Source organism: Cupriavidus sp. UME77 (assembly GCF_014170355.1).
In the GTDB taxonomy this organism is placed as follows: Bacteria; Pseudomonadota; Gammaproteobacteria; order Burkholderiales; family Burkholderiaceae; genus Cupriavidus; species Cupriavidus basilensis.
On the sequence record NZ_LZZU01000006.1, the window covers coordinates 175,103 to 195,611 of the forward strand.

Annotated in this window: 12 protein-coding genes; all 12 read right to left on the reverse strand. The window is 63.5% G+C overall.

The window, feature by feature from the left end; genetic code table 11:
- Positions 1 to 29 precede the first annotated feature (29 nt).
- Complete coding sequence (locus A9975_RS02570) at positions 30 to 3,056, reverse strand: filamentous hemagglutinin N-terminal domain-containing protein (protein ID WP_183031254.1); 3,027 nt, start codon at positions 3,054 to 3,056, stop codon at positions 30 to 32.
- An 81-nt stretch (positions 3,057 to 3,137) separates the two neighbouring features.
- Positions 3,138 to 4,946 (reverse strand): ShlB/FhaC/HecB family hemolysin secretion/activation protein, encoded by a 1,809-nt coding sequence (locus A9975_RS02575; protein ID WP_370563735.1) that lies wholly within the window; start codon positions 4,944 to 4,946, stop codon positions 3,138 to 3,140.
- A 120-nt stretch (positions 4,947 to 5,066) separates the two neighbouring features.
- Positions 5,067 to 5,852: a fimbria/pilus periplasmic chaperone gene (locus A9975_RS02580; protein WP_255503021.1), complete on the reverse strand. Its 786-nt coding sequence runs from the start codon at positions 5,850 to 5,852 to the stop codon at positions 5,067 to 5,069.
- Positions 5,853 to 5,947: 95 nt separating this feature from the next.
- Positions 5,948 to 8,686: a fimbria/pilus outer membrane usher protein gene (locus A9975_RS02585; RefSeq protein WP_183031256.1), complete on the reverse strand. Its 2,739-nt coding sequence runs from the start codon at positions 8,684 to 8,686 to the stop codon at positions 5,948 to 5,950.
- Positions 8,687 to 8,901: 215 nt separating this feature from the next.
- The gene (locus A9975_RS02590) at positions 8,902 to 9,666 is read right to left on the reverse strand and encodes a molecular chaperone (protein ID WP_183031258.1); all 765 of its coding nucleotides are present in this window, start codon (positions 9,664 to 9,666) and stop codon (positions 8,902 to 8,904) included.
- A gap of 30 nt (positions 9,667 to 9,696) precedes the next feature.
- A complete protein-coding gene (locus A9975_RS02595) occupies positions 9,697 to 10,284 on the reverse strand; it encodes a fimbrial protein (RefSeq protein WP_183031260.1) in 588 nt (195 codons plus the stop codon).
- 849 nt (positions 10,285 to 11,133) lie between these two features.
- Positions 11,134 to 11,973 carry an NAD-dependent epimerase/dehydratase family protein gene (locus A9975_RS02600; RefSeq protein ID WP_370563738.1) on the reverse strand — a complete coding sequence of 280 codons (840 nt, stop codon included), beginning with the start codon at positions 11,971 to 11,973 and terminating at the stop codon, positions 11,134 to 11,136.
- Positions 11,974 to 12,095: 122 nt separating this feature from the next.
- The gene (locus A9975_RS02605; protein WP_183031351.1) at positions 12,096 to 13,292 is read right to left on the reverse strand and encodes a porin; all 1,197 of its coding nucleotides are present in this window, start codon (positions 13,290 to 13,292) and stop codon (positions 12,096 to 12,098) included.
- A 102-nt stretch (positions 13,293 to 13,394) separates the two neighbouring features.
- Positions 13,395 to 15,809, reverse strand: a complete 2,415-nt coding sequence (locus A9975_RS02610; RefSeq protein ID WP_183031261.1) for a TIM-barrel domain-containing protein — start codon at positions 15,807 to 15,809, stop codon at positions 13,395 to 13,397.
- Between the two features lie 10 nt (positions 15,810 to 15,819).
- On the reverse strand, positions 15,820 to 17,118 hold the full coding sequence (locus A9975_RS02615; RefSeq protein ID WP_183031263.1) for an MFS transporter: 1,299 nt from the start codon (positions 17,116 to 17,118) through the stop codon (positions 15,820 to 15,822).
- 891 nt (positions 17,119 to 18,009) lie between these two features.
- On the reverse strand, positions 18,010 to 19,596 hold the full coding sequence (gene aceB / locus A9975_RS02620; protein ID WP_183031265.1) for a malate synthase A: 1,587 nt from the start codon (positions 19,594 to 19,596) through the stop codon (positions 18,010 to 18,012).
- Between the two features lie 43 nt (positions 19,597 to 19,639).
- Positions 19,640 to 20,341 (reverse strand): haloacid dehalogenase type II, encoded by a 702-nt coding sequence (locus A9975_RS02625; RefSeq protein ID WP_174427332.1) that lies wholly within the window; start codon positions 20,339 to 20,341, stop codon positions 19,640 to 19,642.
- Between the last annotated feature and the right edge of the window lie 168 nt (positions 20,342 to 20,509).

Consider the following 20,509-nt stretch of genomic DNA (forward strand, 5'->3'; position numbering starts at 1 on the left):
CAGGCAGGTCAGTGGACTGCTTCAGCACCTTATTGAGCGATGGTGCCGTAGTTGATGCCGGCCTGCGGCAGCAGGGCAGCATTGCCGGAAACCCGGTTGCCGTGCATGCTGCTGAAGTTCACACCGACCAGGCCACCATAGGTCTGGGAGTAGTTCGGCACGAAGCTGACCTTGCCGCTCGCCGTCGAGTAATTGACTTCGCCCTGATTCAGGCCAATCAGGCCGCCCATCGTCACATAGCTGCCACCGCTCACCGTGCCGGAAGCCGACGAGGCAGCGACCGCACCGTGGTTCTGGCCAACCAGGCCACCCACCACGCTGCGGCTTTCACCCTTGACGTTGCCGCTGGCCACGCCCGACACGATCGCGGTTCCATTGGTGGCGACGTTGGTGCCGACCAGGCCGCCGACAAAGCTGTTCGCACCGGCATAGACTTCGCCGCTCGCTTCCACCGCCAGCAGGTCGCCGCCGTTGTAGCCGACCAGGCCGCCGGTGTGGCTGTTGCTGCCGCCCGTGGTCTTGCCTCGCGCCACCGAACTCTGGATGGTGCCGCTGTAGTTGCTGCCGACCAGGCCGCCCACGCGGTTGTTGGTGCCGCCGATCACGGCGCCGGTGGCTTCCGCGCCGAAGATGGTGCCACCCTCGTTGCTGCCGGCCAGGCCGCCCACATCGATGCCGGAATAATCCGTGACGGTGCCACTGGTCTTGACATTGGTCAGGCTACCGTTCCTGTTCTGCCCGACCAGGCCGCCGATGGCCGCGGCACCGCTGCCGTTTACGCGGCCGCTGGTGTCGGCATCGGAAATCCGGCCGCCGCTGTCGTTGAGGCCAACCAGGCCACCGATCACGGCGTTGCCGGAAGCGCCTGTGTTACCGGCGGAGAAGACGCGCTCGATGACGCCACCGTTGTTGTAGCCCACCAGGCCGCCCACGTTCAGGCCGCCATAGGAAGTGCCGACGGTGCCCCGGCTGGACGAATCGGCGATATAGGCGTTAGGCCCGGCGTTCAGCCCGACCAGGCCGCCCACGCCGCCCATGGCCGTGCGCTGCATGTACCCCCCGATGGTGGCATTCGACGTGCTGCGTGTCACCTTGCCCGCGTTTTCACCGACCAGGCCGCCAATCGACTGGGTCAGGGCGCTGCCAGACAGGCAGGAAGCGTCCACCGAAGCGCGGTCGATGGAGCCGTCGATCAGGTTCTTCCCTACCAGGCCACCCATTGAATAGCCCCGCCCGGTGTTGTTAGTGAGGCGCACGCCGGTGGCGTTGACGTTGGAGATGGTGCCGGAGTTCTGACCGACCAGCGCGCCCATCGCAGCGGCGCCGGCATTGGACGACGTCGCGTTGACCGTCAACGCCGCCAGGCCGAGGTTGCTGATGCTGCCGGACGATGCCGAGAACAGGCCGGACAAAGGCCCGGTGCTGGTCACCGAGAGATTGTTCAGGGTGTTGCCCAGGCCGTCGAAGGTGCCGTAGAACGTGCCGTAGTCGCCGCCGATCGACTTCAAGCTGCCGCCGCTGATCTTGTTGCCCAGCACGTAGTAGCCGCCCAGATTGTCGTTGATGCCCTGCAACTGCGCGAGGTTCTGGATCACGTTATAGGAAAAGCCGTTCGACCTGAACGACGCTCCCGTCCCGGACAAGGTGACCACCGCGCCGCTGTTCAGGTTCAGCGAACGGCCATAGTTCAACTCCAGGCCGTTGCCGGCCCCGCTGAGCGTGACCTTGTTGTTCAGGTTGATATCCTTGGCGCTGCCCGCGGTCATGGCCACGCCGGCGTTGACCCCGGTGGCGCTCAGCGCTCCATTCACATTGACATCGCCAGCCGAGGCCATCGTCAGCTTGTTGCCGCTGTTCCAGCTGATCGGCGCGTTGACCGAAACACTGCCGACGGTGCTGGCCAGCTCGATATTGGTGGTGCCGAGGTTGCGCGAGAGCGTATCGCTGAACGCGGTATTTTCGCCACTGGCAGCGGTCTGGCCGACGTTGATATCCATCGCGCTGAGCTTCCAGGTGCCTGTCTGCCCGTTATTGGCCTGGGTGTTGACCTGGGTGGCCAACTGCACCTGCACATCCGCACCGCGGGTCTCGATGGTGCCGCCGTTGCCCGGGCCGGCCATCGCGCTGGCGTTCAGGCTGCCGGCCACGCGCACGACGCCGGCGCTGCCGCCGTCCAGCGTGATCTTGCCGGAATTGCCCTGCAAGGTCTTGGCCTCGATCATGCCGGTATTGTTCACCACCGCCTGCTGCAAGCTGCCCGCGGCACGGGCCGTCATCAGCACCTGGCCGCCGTCGGCCTTGAGCAGGCCGCCGTTTTGCACCAGCGAGCCCACCAGGCCGTCATTCACCTTCAGGCTGAGCAGGTTGCTGGCGTCGAAGCTCACGGTGAAGTCATTGCCGGCGCCTAGCGCCACCCGGCCCATCTGCGCCTGGATAAGGCCAGTGTTGTTCACCGTCCTGCCCAGCAGCGCCACGCTGCCGCCCGGGGCGGCGGTAATCCGGCCGGAATTGATGATCGATGCACCCGCGCCGCCGGCAAAGCGGTAGGTCCCGCTATTGAAATCCGCATTGCTGATGTCCTGCGTCGAGGCCACCAGGCCGCCCACGTTGACCTGGGCGGTCTGCCCGAACACCATCCCGTTGGGGTTGACCAGGAAGACGCGGCCATTGGCATCGATCTGGCCCTGGATGTTGCTGGCGTTCGCAGAGACCACGCGGTTGAGCGCGATCGAGTTGCTGTCGGGCTGGTTGAAGGAGACCTTCTCCCCCGCGTTAATGCTGAACCCATTCCAGTTGATGATCAGCTTGTCGCTCGACTGGTTGATCGACATGTCCCGGCCATTGTTGTAGGACGCGACATTGCCAGTGCCCGATACGATCACGTTGCCGGTCGGCAAGGCATGCGCCGGCGCAAGCGCCCCCAGCCCCAACAGTGCCACGGCGGCGGCAATCACGCGCCTGGCACCGCCAGACTTGCCGCGGCGGCGAGCCCCCTCGCTGGCGACGTTCCAGCATCCCTGGGCCTGATTCCAGACCAGTGCATAGCTTTTATTCATATTGACCTCTTTCCTTGTTATTGAGAAAGCTGCATTCATCCCGGCAGCACGGGTACTGCACCGACACGGTCCACGGCACGCTCAGAAGTACTGCGCGCCCTGAACCCAAAACCTGGGGCTGCGCACCGGCCCCCCGCTTGCATCGCGCTGGCCCACCGGCCAGGCCAGCGCCAGGCTGATCTGATGTCCCTGCCCGGCCCAGGCGCCACCGATGCCCGCCCCCGTCAACCGGCGCGTATTGCGCTCCCTGGTCCAGGGCTGCTTGTTGATGTCCACCACGCTCTTGTCCACGAAGGCGCTCAACTGCCAGCCAGGGGCCACCGCGTAGCGCAACTCCAGGCTGGCCTGCCAGCCCTGGTCGCCGCTGCCGGCGCCGAGCGCGTAGGCGCGCACGCCATAGGGCCCGCCCATGCCGAACTTCTCCGAGCCGTCCAGGTTGCCGGACGCCCATTGCGCATTGGCCTGGGCATAGAGCTGGAAGCGATTGCTCAGGCGCTGCAGGCGCGCCGCGCTCAGGTTCATCTTGCTGAAGCTGCCGCCGGTTCTCGCGCTGATCTGGTCGATGAACTCGGTGAGCGGATCGTCGATGCGAAGCCGTCCCGTGCTGTAACTCGCCGAGAACATGGTCTGGCCGCCGCCGAATACGTTGTCCTGGCCGTTGCCGTTCACGCCAGCGGTCCACAGCCCCACGCGCTTGCCGACGTTGGTTTCGAAGAGATCCATCTCGTCGCGCAGCCGCTTGTCGTCGTACTGCAGCTGGGCGCTCAGGTTGAAGGCGCGGCCGCGCAGCAGCGGCTGCGAGACGAAGACGCTGCGGATGCTGGCGCGGCCGTGCGCTTCCAGCACCGCGAAATCCTTGCCGAGGTGATAGCCCATATCCGAATACGACACGCCCACGCGCGTGGACCAGGGGCCGGCCGGCAACTGGTAGCCGGCGCGGTAGTAGCGCTGGCGCTTGTCGCTGCCAAGCACGCGCAGGCTCAGCTGGTCCCCAAGCCGCAACGGGTTGTTGAGGTAGAAACTGCCGCCCAGGCGGTACTCGCCGGTGTAGTAGCCGCCATAGTTGTCCGCCTCCAGACTGCCGCCGGCCAGCGGCCCGGGCTCCGCCTCGACCAGCAGGTCGGTGGTACCGGGCTCGGTGCCGGACTGCAAGGTGGCCTTGGCCTCGGCGCCGGGGATATCGTTGAGCAGCAGCAGGCTGCTTTCCAGTTCCGCGCTATGCACCGCCTCGCCGCTCCTGAGCCTCGACAGCGGCTGGCGCAGCACGCCGTCAAACGCGCGCGACTTGTTCTGCAGCACGATCCGCCCGTAACTGCCTTCCATCACTTCGAGCCGGACCATGCCGTCTTCGATATCCTGCGGCGGCAGGAAGGCGCGCGCCAGCAGGTAGCCATGCGCGTGGTAATACGCGGTGATGCGGTCCGCCGCCGCGCGCAGGCCTGCGAGGTCCTGCTCGCTGCCGTTCAGGTCGCCCAGCAAGGGCAGCAGTTGCGCCGAGTCGAACACCTTGTTCCCGTCGATGCGAAAGCCCTGCACCTTCAGGCGCACCCCCGGATCGGCGGAGGCGGCGGGCGCGGTGCGCTCACCCGCCTTGGGCAGGTCCAGCTCCAGACTGGACGGCGCAGGCAGTTCCGGGCGCACGGTCTCGAGATCGCGCATGGTCTGCCCGGCCCTGGGTATGCTGGGCACATTCGCCACGTTTGGCGCATTGGATACATTGGGCGCACCGGGCACCTGCGCATGCCCCGCGACCGGCAGCAGCAACATCAGGCCAACGCCGCAGGCTCGCAGCCCGAAGGCGCGGCGCGCGGCCCGGTCACCGACCGCCCGGCGGGCATGCGCATCGACATCGACATCGACATCGACAAAATTTTCACGACCAGCAGTCACTTGATTTCTTCCCATGGCAATCCATTCATTTCACGAGCGGCCCAATCGATGTGCATGCGCCGCTCTCAGCCCGATGGCGTTGGACTTCCTCATCGAGCCACCCATCGACCCGCGTCGAAACTACCTTTTGACGTTTGCATTGCCGACGATCAGCTCGCCGCTATCCCTGACGGCTTCGTAATGCACCACCGCCTCGTCCGAGGCGGCGCCCTTCAAGCCGGGCAGCGTGAACCGCGTGACGCCAAGCGGCGCAATGGTCTGGCCGTCCAGCTCCACCGAGGCGCCCCCGCGCCCGACTTCCATCCGCGCTAGCGACACGTGGTAAGGCGTAGGGTTGGTGGCTTCCAGGACGGCGCCGCCCGCCATGCCTTGCCTGCCGAACGCCCATGTCACCTGCCCGATGGCCTCGTCCGCAGTGCCAGGCAATCCCGCCGGCCGGAACAGCAGCTTCATGCGCGTGCGGTAAGACAGGCGCAGCAGACTGGCGCTGTCCCCGGCCAGCGGCGGCACCTCCAGAAAATTGATCCAGAACACCGACTCGCGATCCCCCGGCAGCGGCTCGCCGGTGTAGCGCAGCCGGAGCACCGTCTTGCGCCCCGGGTCCAGCCTGAGCAACGGCGGCGACAAGATGAAGGGCACGCTCAGCCGGGCCGGATCGGCATTGACCTCTCCCTGGTCCAGCCAGGCCTGGACCAGGATCGGGCTGTCGCCCGCATTGCGCAGCCTCACGCTCAGCTCCGACAGATCGGCGGGGTAGACGAAGCGGGTGCCGATGATCGACAACGCCGCCAGCGCCCCGGCCGGCGCCAGGCACAGCAGCAACGCCAGCATGGCTCCAGCGCCGCGCCACGGCCGCTCGCAACGCGGCCTGCGATCGCTTCTGCCCGGGATGATCGGATGGGTCATGCGGCTCAGCCTCCCCTCGTTCAGCATGCCGGCCGGATTGCCTGGCGCCGCCGTCTTGGCACCGCACAGTGGCCCGGCTCCGGGTTGCTTCGGCTTCACGGACGCGCGGCCAGCTCTTTGCTGCCCACGCCACCGGCCTGCAATGGAAGGCACGGCAGGTCCAGCATTTCGTAGCCGCTGCGTTTCCCCTGCACGCGCGCGGGGAGCGTGTAGTCGATCACGCAGCGCTCTTCCGGCTTCTTGCCCCATTCGACGCGGATCGAGCCGCGGTCTTTCTCGGCGCGCACCACCAGGCGGCTCCCCTGGCCCACGGCGCCGATCGCCATGCCGCCTTCGGCATCGATGGCGGTGGCAGCGAAGGGCAGCAGTTCGCCATTGGGCATGCGGCTATTGATGAGCACGGCGCGCGCCCTGCGGGTTTCGTAGGTGAGCATCACCACCGAGCCAGCGCGCGGCGCAACACTGCGCGAGGTCACCTTCAGTTCGACGTCGTCGGGGATGCCCTTGGGATCGACATCGATGCTGTTCAACTGATAAGGGATCAGGCTGGGCACGACCGCGTAGCCGCGCCGGTCCACGCTGGCGCCGCCGTAGCCGACCCGGGCGCCCTGGGCATCCGCCGCATGGACCACGCCGATGGTCTCGCCAAGGGTCTGTGCCATGGAAATGCCGCCCGGGTGAACGACCAGGCCGCCCTGCGCGCTGGCCGATGCCTGCCGATAGCCTTGACCCTGGCCAATGCTGGCACCCAGCGTGACGTCGGGCAGGCGCCAGTTGATGCTGGCGTTGCCCGAGGCGGCATTGCGCCGGTCGTCATAAGTGCCGGAGAGCGAGTACGAGCCCTTGCCCTGCTGGTCGATGATCCCCGAAACGCCGGAAGAAACCTGCGTGCCGGCACTGTCGTCGTGCGTGACGAAGCTGTTCAGGACGGGAGCGCCGCGGGCGGACTTTCCTAGTGGAATCGACAGGTTGAGGCTGACCAGCGTGCTGTTGCCGCTGCTCGCTCCCCCATACAAGGCCCCACCGCCCCCCGCGTTCTGCACGCGCTGCACGGACACGGAATAGGTGTTGCCGCGCCACTGGTTGCTATAGCCCAGCGTGAAACTGAGCGCCTGGCCACGTTGGTTCCAGTACTGGAGCGAAGAGCCGTTGAGGTAGACATTGCCGCCGCTCGCGCCGAGCTGCTGGCTGATATTGGCATCCACTCTGCTGCGCGTGCGCGCGAACGAATCGGCCGCCGCGCCGCGCTCGACGGCATCGTGCAGCATCAGCGCATCGCGCAGGCCAAGATAGCCGCGCGTGGAATAGCGGTACGCCAGCAGCGAGAAGCTGGTACCGCTGTTCGGCAAATTCTTGCTGTAAGAAATACGGAAGCTGGAGCCACGCAGGCTATCGCCGTTTGGCACGGTGGCCCTGGCCCACGTGACGTCGGCGCCAAAGCCACCGAAGCGCGTGTTGAGCGCCCCGCCCAGCAGCCCGGACACATAGTTGCTGGCGAAGGCCACACCACCGTAGCCGGTGACCATATTGTTGATGCCGTGTTGCAGTGTGCCCTGCAGGACGTACTGTCCACTGCCTTGCAGAGAGGGGTCGCTAGCCCTGCCCGCGGTCACGCTGTAGCGCGTGACGCCGGGCCGCAACAATTGCACGGTGGTGGCAAAGGGCACCAGGAAGGTACGCGCCTGCCCGTTGGCCTCTGTCACGGTCACCTGCAGGTCGCCGCCGTAGCTGGCAACCTGCAGGTCATTGATCTCGAACGGCCCCGGTGCCACGGTGGTCTCGTAGACCAGGAAGCCGCGCTGGTGGACCGAGACGCGGGCGTTCGAGGCGGCGGTACCGCGCACCACAGGTGCGTAGTAGCGCTGCGTCTCAGGCAGCATGCGGTCGTCGCTGAAGATCTGCGCGCCGCGGAAAGACACCGAATCGAACAGCTCGCCACTGGTCGAGCTCTCGCCGACCAGTACTTGCGAGCGCAGCTCGGGCAGATCGGTCTGGCCATAGATATAGCCACGCTGATAGCGCGCGCCAGTCGGCGCCGACCAGGTCACCGAGCCGTTGTGGCGCAATCGCAGCGGCCCGAGGTTTGCCCCGAGGTTCAGGCCCGCGTAGGCCTGGGTGGTGTTGCGTCCCTGGCTCTGCGTGGTGAAGATATTGGTGTTGTAGTTGAGCAGCAGCGCCGGAACGCCACTGTCCCAACGCTGCGGATCGACATAGTTCTTCGATGTGGTCAGCCGCAGATAGTATTGCGGCACGGAAACATAGATCGCCTGCTCCGCCTGGTCGAACTTGAGTTCGGCGCCGGGAACATAGTTGCCGATGTCGGCACAGACCAGGCCTTCCGGCATCGGGTTGGGGGGCCGTGCGGGATCCTGGCCGCGCGCGCTCTTGTTCAGATCGACACCTGCGCGAATGAGCAGATCGCGGTCGTAGCATGCCTGCGCGCTTTCCCGGCCCGCAACCTGCCGGAACTCGATATCCTCGGTGCCGCGCCATTGGCCATTGACATGCAGTTCGACGCGGTACTTGCCCGGTGCGACGATATCCAGCCGCTCGAAACGGCTGGTATCGATCGTCATGCCCTCGGCGCCCTGTGCCAGCATGTAGGAGTCGAATATCACCCGTTTTTCGTCCAGGGCGGACAGCAGCCGCGGCTCGGGCGCGGAACCGTTTTCATCGCTGCCGGCATTTCGCGTGCGCTCCGGGTCGCCGTCCTGCGCCTCATTGCCTTTCTGCGCCAGGGTTTCGCCAATCTGGGCCCCGAGATCCATGGGCTGGCGCGTCCCCGTGCCCTGCCCGCCCACAACGGTCGCCGCCGCCCAGGCGGTAGGCGACATCGCGATCGCCGCCACGGCGCCGATCAGGCGAGGCGCAAGGCGCCCCGGCCTGGAGATCGGCGACGCAGCCACACTGCCGGCACGAGTCGGGCCAGCGGGTTGAGCAAGGCGAACTGAAGATTGCATAGACCGACGAATTTGTCCTATCTGCGGATAGCTGGAGGCCGCCGCACAACAGACACAGTGAAAGGAATCGGGACAGGAGTGCTTAGCGGCTAATTTGCCAATGCCTTCTCTTCCGTGTACCGGCCACCGTAGTCATTGATGACTTCGTATCGGACCAGGGCACCGGGGTGATTTCCGGGCTTTGCTTCGGGCAGGACAAAGGTCTCCTTGCTGAGCGGGGCCACCATGCCACCACCCGCGGAGACAAACTTGCCCTCCAGCCTGGCGTCGACCCGGCCGAAGGAAACGTGGTAGGGCGTAGGGTTGCTGACCTCAACGGCAAGCTGCTTCGCCGTCTTTCCACCCGGCTCCTGGCGATCCACGGTGACCAGCCTCCAGGCAAGCTTGCCGGGAGCGGCATCGACGTCCGTCAGTTGCACAGGCCGGAAGAAGACCTTGATACGGCTGCGGAAGGCGAACAGGAGCGCATTCTCGGCGTCCTCCTTCTTCGAGGGCACCTCCAGCACATTGAGCCAGAACACCGTCTCGCGGTCGGCCGGCAGTGGTTCCTGCGTATAGACGATGCGCAGCACCGCGCCCTTGCTCGGCTCCACCCGGCCAACCGCCGGCGAGAGCATGAAGGGAACCCGGACTTTCTCGGGCGGCATGTCCGCCTGGCCATCGTCCAGCCAGTTCTGCACGAGAACAGGCTCGCTGCCGATGTTGTTCAGCCTGACGGTAACCTCGCGGGCATCGGACGGGAATACCAGTCGCGTACCCTGTATGACGATGGAAGCCTGCGCCACGCTGGCGCAGGCGGCGAGCGCCACGACACCGGCGGCAAGAAGTGAAGAGATGCGAGCGACCGACGTCATGGCATTCCTGGCAATTAAACCTGGCTCGATTTAGTAGTAGGCCATCGTGTAGCGGATGAACGAGTTACCCGCACCCGCCGTGACGGCGGCGGCGGTCTGGACATAGGCTGCGCTGTAGGTCAGCGTTGCGGTGTTGTCCGTGATCGTGGCCACCTGCGGGCTTGTCTGAGCCAGGTGCAGCGGGATCTTGCCGGTGGCCTTGTTGCCGTTGTCGCTGATCTCGATCTGCACGCCCTTCGCCGCTGCGGTGCCCTGCAGGATCAGGTTGCCGGTGGTGGGATCGATGTTGGCGGAGCCCGTATCAAAGGAGATGGAGGCCTTCGTTTTATCCTTGCAGGCCGTGCCGCCGCCCAGTACCAGGCTGAACGGTACTGCGGGGGATTTAACGCCAATGCCCGTGAAGATGATGGGATCCACGCGGCCCAGATCCACGGTGGTGCGATTGTTGGGCCCGGGCGGCTTGCCGTTGATGGTACAGGTGACGTCCGTGATGGAGCCGGTGAAGTCCAGCTGGCCGTCGAACGCATGCGACAACGAGGGAGCCATGGCGGCCATGACCACACAGCCGGCTGCGAGAGAACCGAGAATGGTACGTTTCCCGAGAATAGTACGCTTCATGTGATTTCCTTCTTCCGTTGGTAATTGGGGCAATGAATCAAACGAATAGATTCACCCCGGTTTAAATGCAGGTCCACAGGGGACCAATGCACCGGCTTCCGAATCGAACCGCACACTGCCTGACGCACTACACGCCAGATGCAGTCACGGAAAGAAACGCAATGGCACTGAGGCCACTCGACGGTGACCAAATCATAGATCGCATTAAAAAAAATAAACCCAAGAAAATTCTTGTTTTTCAGAGAAACAATTGGATAGCGCCGTCCAACGACGAGGGAGCCTGGAGAGCGGATATCCGTCGCGTTTCCATCGGAAGATGCGCCTCGGTGAAACAAGGCAAGTTCGGAGTCGACAGCTGATGGGCGGCTGGATAGCGGGGATGGGCGATCATGACCGGATGGTCATCGACTTGAACGAAACAAGAATCCGCACCATTGCGCAGATGCACGCCATACTCGAGGGCACCGAGACGCTGGCATGATCGGGGCAACCTTCGCGGCCGCCGCGGCGGCGTATCACTTCAACGCCGTGGACTGCGTAAGCCAGTGGGCACGAACCGGGATGCGGCTACGGTGGTCGTCAGCCTTGGAAGATGCCGAATCGGCTGTACCAGCCGAGACTCGATCTGACTGAGAGTCGGGCTGTTGAATTGTGAGGCGCGACTCAATGCGGGATCCGCTTCTCCCTGGCGAGTTCCAGCGAGTCGACCGTCGCACCCGTGGCACCCGTGGCATCCGTGGCATCCGTGGCATCAACCGATGCTAGCGCGGTAATCCGACCGATGTGGGACGGTCTCTGGAATGCCCGGGGCGCATCTCCCCAACCCTCCTGATCGGGGTACCCATGCGTTCAGTCTCCGAACGGGCCGGCATTGACGAAGGCGCCGCCCTGGTACCAGCCTGCTGGATCGTCGACAGGCAATGGCGGGGCCGATTCCACTTTGCTGCGAAACGGCTCGGAGCACTCCACCGGCGCAAAGCCCAGCCCCGCAGCGTGCCGATTGTCCCACCATGTTTCGCGATTGGCGGACGCGCCATAGACAATGGCGTAACCGATTTTCGGCACGAATATCGCACGGCAAATCAATTGCTCAAGGTCGTCATAGCCGAGCCAGGTCACCAGCATGCGGCGGTCCGCGGGCTCTGGATACGACGAACCGATACGCAAGCATACGGTCTCGATGCCGTAACGGTCGAAGTAAAAACGCGACAACTGCTCGCCGAACGCCTTGCTGACACCGTAGTAGCCATCCGGTCGCAACGGAACATTCGCGTCGAGCACTTCGCCCTGGCGGTAGTATCCAATCACATGGTTTGAGCTGGCAAACACTACCCGTCGCACGCCGTGACGGCGCGCCGCTTCGTAGATGTTGTAGGTGCCCTGGATATTGGCAGGGAGGATTTCTTCGAACGGACGCTCCACGGAAACCCCGCCCATGTGGACAATAGCGTCCACGCCTTCGACCAGCGCATGCACGGCGGCGCCATCCGCCAGATCGCATCGCATGACCTCCTCCTGCGCGAGGGCGGATCCGAGTTCGGCGATGTCGGATAGACGCACGATGTCGGCATAGCGCTTGAGTCGGCTGCGCAGGATTCTGCCAAGCTTGCCCCCAGCACCGGTCAGTAGAATACGGTGGCAATGCGTGGTGACACCCGCGAGTGGGTCGTCAGAGGAATGAGACATCATGGATCTCGATCAATGCGTTTTGAACATCGGACGGGTGTTCGTAAAGTCTAAATGCTCTGCGGTGACTCGCTCAACATTCGGATTCACGGATGCGTTCACCATACCCACTCTCATGAGGGATCTTAGAAAACGTGGCGAATGCCGATCATGCCGACAAACTGCCTGGACCCCGACGAAGGCGTTGCGTTCTGTGAATCGCCAACCGAGGCGACTGCGTCTGCGATGGACGTCTGCGCGGTGGCGCCGGAACCCACAGTACGCAGTGTCTTGCCATTGGCCTTCTGATACGCCTGAATCATGTAGAACACGGTACGCTTTGACAGCGCGTACGTCTGCTCCATCGAGAACTGGCTGTAACGCGCCGGGTCGCTCACGCCGTTTCGCGCCTTCTCGGCTGTGTAGCTAAAACCGGCCGCCACGGTGATCGCCGGCGTCAAGGCATAAGTGGAGATGATGCCGTAGTTGTTGAACACCGCTGCCTGCGTGAAAAAGGACGCCGCACCCGGCTTGTACTGAACGTTCGAATAGTTCAGGCCAACCATCAGCTTGCCGAAGGTATAGCGTGCAGCGGTGGCAATCAACTGTGCGCTCTGTGCTGACGCGTAACCGCTGTTGACCGGCGAGTTGTTGGCGAACGTCCCGATCGACTTGCTGGTCGGGATGTCCTTGAGGTGGATGTAGCCCGCGGACCAGGCGAACGCCTGATAGTCATAGCGTATCGCGGCGCTCAGGCTGCTGCCGCCGGAAATGTTGCCGGGCTGCTCGCCCATCCCGTACTGCACGCTTGCCTGCACGCCGCCGAACGTGGGCAGCGTGTAGGTCAGCGAGTTATTGAAGCGCAGCGTGGTGTCGAGCGCATCAACATCGCCGGGGTGCGCGCCGGTGGCACCGGTCAGCACGTTGGTCGGGCCCAGGGCCGCCACATACTGGAAGTAAGGCGTGTATTGGCGGCCGACGCTCAGCGTGCCGTAGCCCTTGTTGCCCAAGCCTACAAACGCCAACCGGTTGAACATATAGCCGGCCGCGCTCTGGGCGCCCGTGGCGGAGTTGAACCCGCTCTCCAGCCGGAACAGGGCTTGCGTACCGCCCCCCAGGTCTTCAGTGCCATACAGCCCGAACTTGCTGGCCAGCAGATTTCCCTGACTCATATATACGTTCGAATGACCGCCCTGATTGCTCGAATAGGCGAAGGCCGTATCGACAACGCCATACAGAGTGACAGAACTTTGCGCCGAAGCATGCGAGGAAACCCCGGCAGACAGCAGCGCAACGCATGCGCAGAGGGGCTTCACGGAAAAGGAGGGTCGAGTGGTTCTCATCTTTCTTGTCTCTTTGTCGGTTGTCTCCAACAGCAGGTATCCGCGCGTCGAACCGGATTTACCGTGGCTCGGCTTCGACGCGCCTGCAGCCGTGCGCAAGGGCTAGGCTTGCACTTGCAGGGTCAGTTGACGCCAGCCGCCTGCAACGGCCTCTTCAAGAATGCGAGCTTGCGGGGTCTGTACCTGTCGCGCTTCGCCCTCCGGCAGGAAAATCTCGACGGTATCCGGTTGTTGCGCGGGCATGCGCCCCGCACGCGTGATGAAGAGCGTGACGGTGTGTGCATCCGACGCCGTGCGGATGTTCCAACGGCCCTGCTCGCCATGGCGCCACGCTTCGGATTCGCCGTCGTCTTCAATGCAGCCACCACTCGCTTCGCCGCTGCCGCCAACGGGCACAACCAGGAAACCGCGCCGATCGGCACGCCGGTCGAAGCGTTGCTCGGCCACGTTGAGCGCGATCACCCCGCCCTCGCGGATCAGCATGACCGGCTGCTCCCAAGGAGCGGGTAGCGTGACGGCCTGCCCGCCGTCGAAAGCTTCACCGCTCCAGTAGGACACCCAGCGCGCGCCGGCCGGCAGGTAAACGTCACGCGATGTCCGGCCCTCGTCGACAACCGGCGCAACCAGTAGCGATGTGCCCAGCATCATGTCGTCGTTGTCGGCATAACACTGGCGATCAGCCGGGAACTCGGCGAACGTTGGACGCAATACCGGTTCGTAGGCATGCGTCGATTGCCACAGCAGCTCATAGAGGTACGGAATCAAGCGGTAACGCAGCTTGATCAGCGCCGAGATTTTCGCAGTCGCGTGCGGGTACATCCAGGGCTCGTTCACCGTGGCGTCGTCGTTCCACGAGTGGATGCTGAAGCGCGGCATGAAGACGCCGAACTGCACCCAGCGCACCAGCAACTCCGGGGATGGCGCCGGTCCGGCAAATCCGCCGATGTCGTGGCCGATATTCGAAACGCCCGACAGCGCAAGACCAAGCCCCATCTTGATGTTGTAGCGAAGGGTCTCCCACGACGTGTAGTTGTCTCCGGACCAGGTCTGCACGTAGCGATGCATGCCGACGCCACCAGCCCGGGACACCAGGAACGGCCGAACCGATGGCGCGTGCTCGCGCTGTGCATCGCGCGACGCCCGCATCATCAGCAAGGTTTGCAGGACCTTTTCCTCGCGCACCGGATAAGGCTTGCCGAACCCGTTCGCCATCGCATCCGGCGTCCAGATCTCGAATTCGTTGTTATCGTTCCAGGTGGCCGCGACACCATAGTCAAGCAGCGCATTCTTGACGCGCGATTTCCACCACGCAACCGTGTCCGTATTCGTAAAATCAAGATAGGCGCCGACTTCGTCCCAGAACTGCACCCAAGCCGGCTCACCGCTGGCGGCACGGACCAGCAGGCCGGCCTTCTCCACCTCGGCAAACTCGGGATGATCCCGCAGCAGGCAGGGCTTGATGTTCGCGCACAGCCGGATGCCATTCTTAAGATAGCCGTCGACAAATCCGCGTACATCCGGGAATTTGCTTTGGTTCCAGTTGAAGACATAGCGCTTGTCGCCGATCGATGTGTATCCGGACGACAGGTGAAACGAGTCGCACAAGATATCGTGTTCGCGGCAGCGCTCGACAAATTCCCCCATGCGCTCCTGCGCATCCGGTGCATCGGTATAGGTCATCGTCGAACCCGAATAGCCCAGTCCCCACTTTGGCATCCAGGCGGGCCGTCCGGTCAGCCATGTGAAACGGCGAACGGCGTCGAGCGGCGTGTCGGGCGATGCAATGAAGTAATAGTCGAGATCGCCGTGGTGCGCGACGAAATAGCGGTACGGGCCGTGGTAGTTGTCGAGTTCACGCCCGAGATCGAAGCTGCAGTCCGAATGCGTGTCGTAGAACAGGCCGAAACCTGTCGCACTGTCGGGTTGCCACGTCAGGTAGAACGGAATGTGCTTGTATAGCGGATCGGTTGTGCGTGCACTGTAGCCCATGGCGTCGATGTTGCGCATCTCGTAGCGCTGGCTCCCCCGGTTCAACGCACCCGCGCGCTCACCCAGGCCGAAGTACATCTCGCCCGGCTCGCGCCGCACGTAGTGATAGACCTGATCGTCCCAGAATCCGAAGTTGTACGCCTGGGTCGCACGGTCCGCCAGCGCGGGTTGCCAATGCCCGCCCCGCAGTATCTCCCACGTGCATCGGCCGCCGGCCAGCGCGACGGTCAAGCGAATCTTTTCGGTCTGCAGGCGCAGTGTGTCCGTATCAGCCTGCAGTTCGAACGACGGCAGCGTGAAGCCGCTCAGGTCACGCCGGTCGCGCCCTTCAAAGGGCGTATCGTCGCCGCCCGGCGCAATCGCCCAGGTGGCCGCACCACGCAGCTTTCCGTGCGGCAGCACCAGCACGCGGACGATGTCCTGTTCCAGCACGAAGAGTTCAATCGCAGCACCCGTCGTGCTGGTGAGGCAAAGGTGGTTGCCTTCGCGCGCCTGGAGTTCGAAGCGGGGAGGATGCAGCATAGACATCGGTTTCACCTCAATTGGATAAGGAGAGTTCTTGCTTGATCTGGCGCGCGGCACGTTCTTCCTGCGACTGGCCGCGGATCAGGAAAATCAGCAACGCAGCCCCGATCAGGTCGAAGGTGCCTAGCAAGGCGAACAGCGGGCCGTATCCGACCGTATCGGCCAGCGCGCCCACCATCAGCGAGAAGCTGAGTCCGCCGATCCACGCGGCCATACCGGCAAAGCCACTCGCGGTGCCCACCTCATCCGGGTCGAAGACATCGGCGCTGAGCGTATTGACCAAGGTCGAGATCATCTGGTGCGCGAAGCCGCCCACGCAGAACAGCGCAATCGCCTGATACGGAGACGCCACCAAGCCGATACAGGCCGGGCCGATCATCATGACCGCGCCCAGTACGACGCCGCACACGCGCGACCATACCAATGGCACACGGAAATACTTCATCAGGAACGGCGACAGGTAACCTCCCACCAGCCCGCCCAGGTCTGCCGCCAGGAACGGCAGCCAGGCATACAGTGCAATCTCCTTGAGCTCCATGTGCCGTGCGCTCGACAGATAGAGCGGAATCCAGAAGCTGAAGGTCTGCCAGGCTGGCTCGGCAAAGAAGCGCGGCAGCGCGATGGCCCAGAAGCGCCGCGACTTGAGCACCTCCTTGACCGGCCGCTTGCCACGCGTTGCCCCGGCCGAACTGTGCTGCCCGCCGATGATCTTGTTGCGCTCGGTTTCCGACAGCCGCGCATGATCGCGTGGCGACCGATAGAACGCATACCACAGCGCGGCCCAGAAAAAACCCATGGCTCCCGTCACCACAAAAGCGGCCTGCCATCCGTAGTGCAACGACAGGAAGATGACCAGCGGAGGCGCAAGCAATGCCCCCAGGGAGGTGCCAGCGTTGAAATAACCGACCGCGACGGATTTCTCTTTATCCGGAAACCACTCGGCGACCGCTTTCATGCCGGATGGAATGGCTGCCGCCTCGGTAAGCCCCATCAGGCCGCGAAAGGCCGCCAGTGAGAGCCAGCCCGTCGCCCAGCCGTGCAGGCAACCGGCAATCGACCAGAGCACAGCAAAAAGCGCGAAGCCGATGCGCAAGCCAATCAAGTCAACGATGAACCCGCAAACCGGCTGCATGAGCGTGTAGCCAATCTGAAAAGCGCCGACCACATATGAATACTGCTGCGTGCTCATGCTGAACTCGGCCTTCAACTGCGGCGCGAGTACACCAAGTGAGTTGCGCGCCAGGTAGTTCATGATTGTGCCAAGGCACACAAGCGCAATGATCCACCAGCGTAAGCCCTTAATCGTCTTCAATGTCGCCTCCTGATTTCTTCTTTCGAATCACTGCCAAACAGATTTCGGCCACTTCAAGGAATGCCGATTCGGCAATTGCCGGGACCAGAGACCAATCCCCTGCAACGCGCGAACCGTGGCCGCGGGCGCGCGCGAGGTTGAACAGCTACTGTCACGCCCCGCCACAGGAATGGCCTGGAGAGGGGCAATTCGGGATAGGTGGCGAATGGACTCAGAATAAATTCGCCGCATTGCATACACATCAGATCACAAGTCATCGTATAAGATGAAGCGAAGACATAGCTCACACGCCAATCAAGAACATCTCTCGCAACCCCTGTTGCCACTGGCAGCACGCCAATGATCGACGCCACATCTTGATCGCCCGCGATGCGCGCAGGAGAACGACTCCATACAGAACGCGGCACATGCGCTCCGACAGGAAGCCTCATTGATCTTGCTATCGTTATCTGTCGTCATACGACAAATGACGCAATACACTTAACTTCTTTAGCCCCGGTCGAGCACCTTGCCCCTTACAGCGCGATCTGGAGATGGTGACGCTGGAGTCCAGTGACACTGAGGCCTCTCGGCGATGACCAAATCATAATTCGCACGAAACAAAATAAACCTAAGAAAATTCTTGTTTTCCTGAAAAACAGTTGAACCAACGCTTGGATACTTCAAGCCATATCGACATACGGAGGTCGAAGCACCGCCTCGACGACATGCGGCCGGCGACTGATGAAATTTGGGCACAGCGGGCTGCAAGCATGTGCGGACTATTTCCCGCCAACGAGGCGATCGAGTGAGTGCGCCCTGCCGGGCGCACCATAAAAAAAACCGCAGCACCAGGCTGCGGTTTTTTTGCACCGGGGCCAAAGCCCCGGCCAGGCGAGTGCTGTCGCCCGATCAGATCTCTTCGTACAGCGGCAGCGTCAGGAACTCGGCAAAGTCCTCCGACGTGGACATCTGCTCGAAGATCTCGCCGGCGCGGTCATACGTCGTGGTGTCGCCACCGACGAAAGCCTTGACCTTGGCCAGCTCTTCCGGGATCAGCGCGCGCACCATCTCGGCGGTCACCTTGCGGCCGTCTTCCAGCTTGCCCTTCGGCGAGCGGATCCACTGCCACACTTGGGAGCGCGAGATTTCGGCGGTGGCGGCGTCTTCCATCAGGTTGTGGATGGGCACGCAGCCGTTGCCGGCCAGCCAGGAGCCGAGGTAGTGAATGCCAACGTTGATGTTCATGCGCAGGCCGGCCTCGGTGATCGGGGTTTCCGGCTGGAAGTCCAGCAGGTCCTTGGCCGCCACGTTGACGTCGTCGCGCTGCTTGTCGAACTGGTTGGGCTTGTCGCCCAGCACTGCCACGAATTCCTTCATGGCCGGCTCGACCAGGCCCGGGTGAGCCACCCAGCCGCCGTCGTAGCCGTCGGTGGCGTCGCGCTTCTTGTCGTTGATGATGCCTTGCATGGCAACGGCGTTCTTCTCCGGATCGTTCTTGATCGGGATCAGTGCGCTCATGCCGCCGATGGCGGGCGCGCCGCGCTTGTGGCAGGTCTTGAGCAGCAGCAGCGCGTACGAGCGCATGAACGGCGCGGTCATGGTGACCTTGGCGCGGTCGGCCAGGCAGAAGTTCTTGTCGACCTTGAACTTCTTGATGCACGAGAAGATGTAGTCCCAGCGGCCAGCGTTCAGGCCGGCGCTGTGCTCGCGCAGCTCGTACAGGATTTCTTCCATCTCGAAGGCGGCCAGGATCGTTTCGATCAGCACGGTTGCCTTGACGGTGCCTTGCGGCAGGCCGATTTCGTTCTGGGCCATGACGAAGACGTCGTTCCACAGGCGCGCTTCGAGGTGGCTTTCCATCTTCGGCAGGTAGAAGAAGGGGCCGGCGCCGCGTGCGATCTGTTCCTTGGCGTTATGGAACAGGAACAGCGCGAAGTCGAAGATGCCGCCGGAGACGCGCTGGCCGTCGATGGTGACGTGCTTCTCGTCCAGGTGCCAGCCGCGCGGGCGCACTTGCAGCGTGGCGATCTTGTCGTTCAGCTTGTAGTGCTTGCCGTTGGAATCCAGCGTGAGGGTGCGGCGCACGGCGGCCTTGAGGTTGACCTGGCCCTGCAACTGGTTGTGCCAGTTGGGGGTGTTGGAGTCCTCGAAGTCGGTCATGTAGCTGTCCGCGCCGGAGTTGAACGCGTTGATGACCATCTTGGCTTCGACCGGGCCGGTGATTTCCACGCGGCGGCAATGCAGTGCCGGCGGCACCGGCGCGACCTTCCAGTCGCCTTCGCGCACGCTCTTGGTCTGCGCAAGGAAGTCGGGCAGCTCGCCGGCGTCCAGGCGCTTGGTGCGCTCGACGCGGGCTGCCAGCAGTTCCTGGCGGCGCGGCTCGAAGGCGCGGTGCAGTTTGTCCACCAGGGCCAGGGCCGCCGGCGTGAGGATGTCTTCGTAGGCCGGCAGGATTTCGCCGGTAATCTTCATGCCCGCAGGCAGCGTGATGGCCATCAGTGTTCTCCTGTGATCGATGGTTGATTAAAAGTGCCCGCCGTCAAACCGCCGCACCTTGGGTGCGGACGAATTCGAGCAGGTCATTCATGTCGTGCCCGGTGCCGGAAGGGCTCACATCGAGCCGCTCCGCCGGATGACCGGCACGATTGATCCAGAACGTGGTGTAGCCATACCAGGTGGCGCCGCAAGCGTCCCAGCCATTGGACGAGACGAAGAGGATCTCCCCCGCCGGCACGCCAAACGCCTTGGGGCCCAGCGCGTAGGCCTCGGGCGCGGTCTTGTACATGCGCACCGCGTCGACCGACAGCACGTGGTCGAACAGCCCGTGCATGCCGGCACTCTTGACCGAGATATCCAGCATCTGCGGATTGCCGTTGGAAAGAATGCCCAGCGGCAGCCCGGCTGCCCGCAGGCGCTTGAGCGCGCCGAGGTTTTCCGGGAAGGCCGACAAGCACGCGTACTCCTTGAGCAGTTGCGCCTCCAGGGCCGGGTCCAGCACCAGTTGCAGGCGCTCGGCCGCATAGCGCAGCGCATCCACCGTCAGCGCCCAGAACGGCTTGTAGTAGGCGCCGTCGGGCGCGGCCATCGAGCGGATGCGGGTGTAGTCGATCTGACGCTCGCGCCACAGCAGCGCCAGCGCCTCGCCCTTGCCCGGAAACAATTGCTCCGCGCGCGCGGTGACGGAATACACGTCGAACAGCGTGCCATAGGCATCGAAGACGACGGCGCGGATCTTTTGCATGAGCTGGAGCGGTTCCTTTGGACAAACCCGGCAGGCCAGCGCCACTGCGTGGGCCTGTACACCAATGAATGCATAGCATTGTAGGGAGACGTTGCAGTGCGGCAAAGTCGGTCGGGGTCACTTGATCTTTTACTTTTACACCACTAATCTTCGCTAACGCTGTAAAGA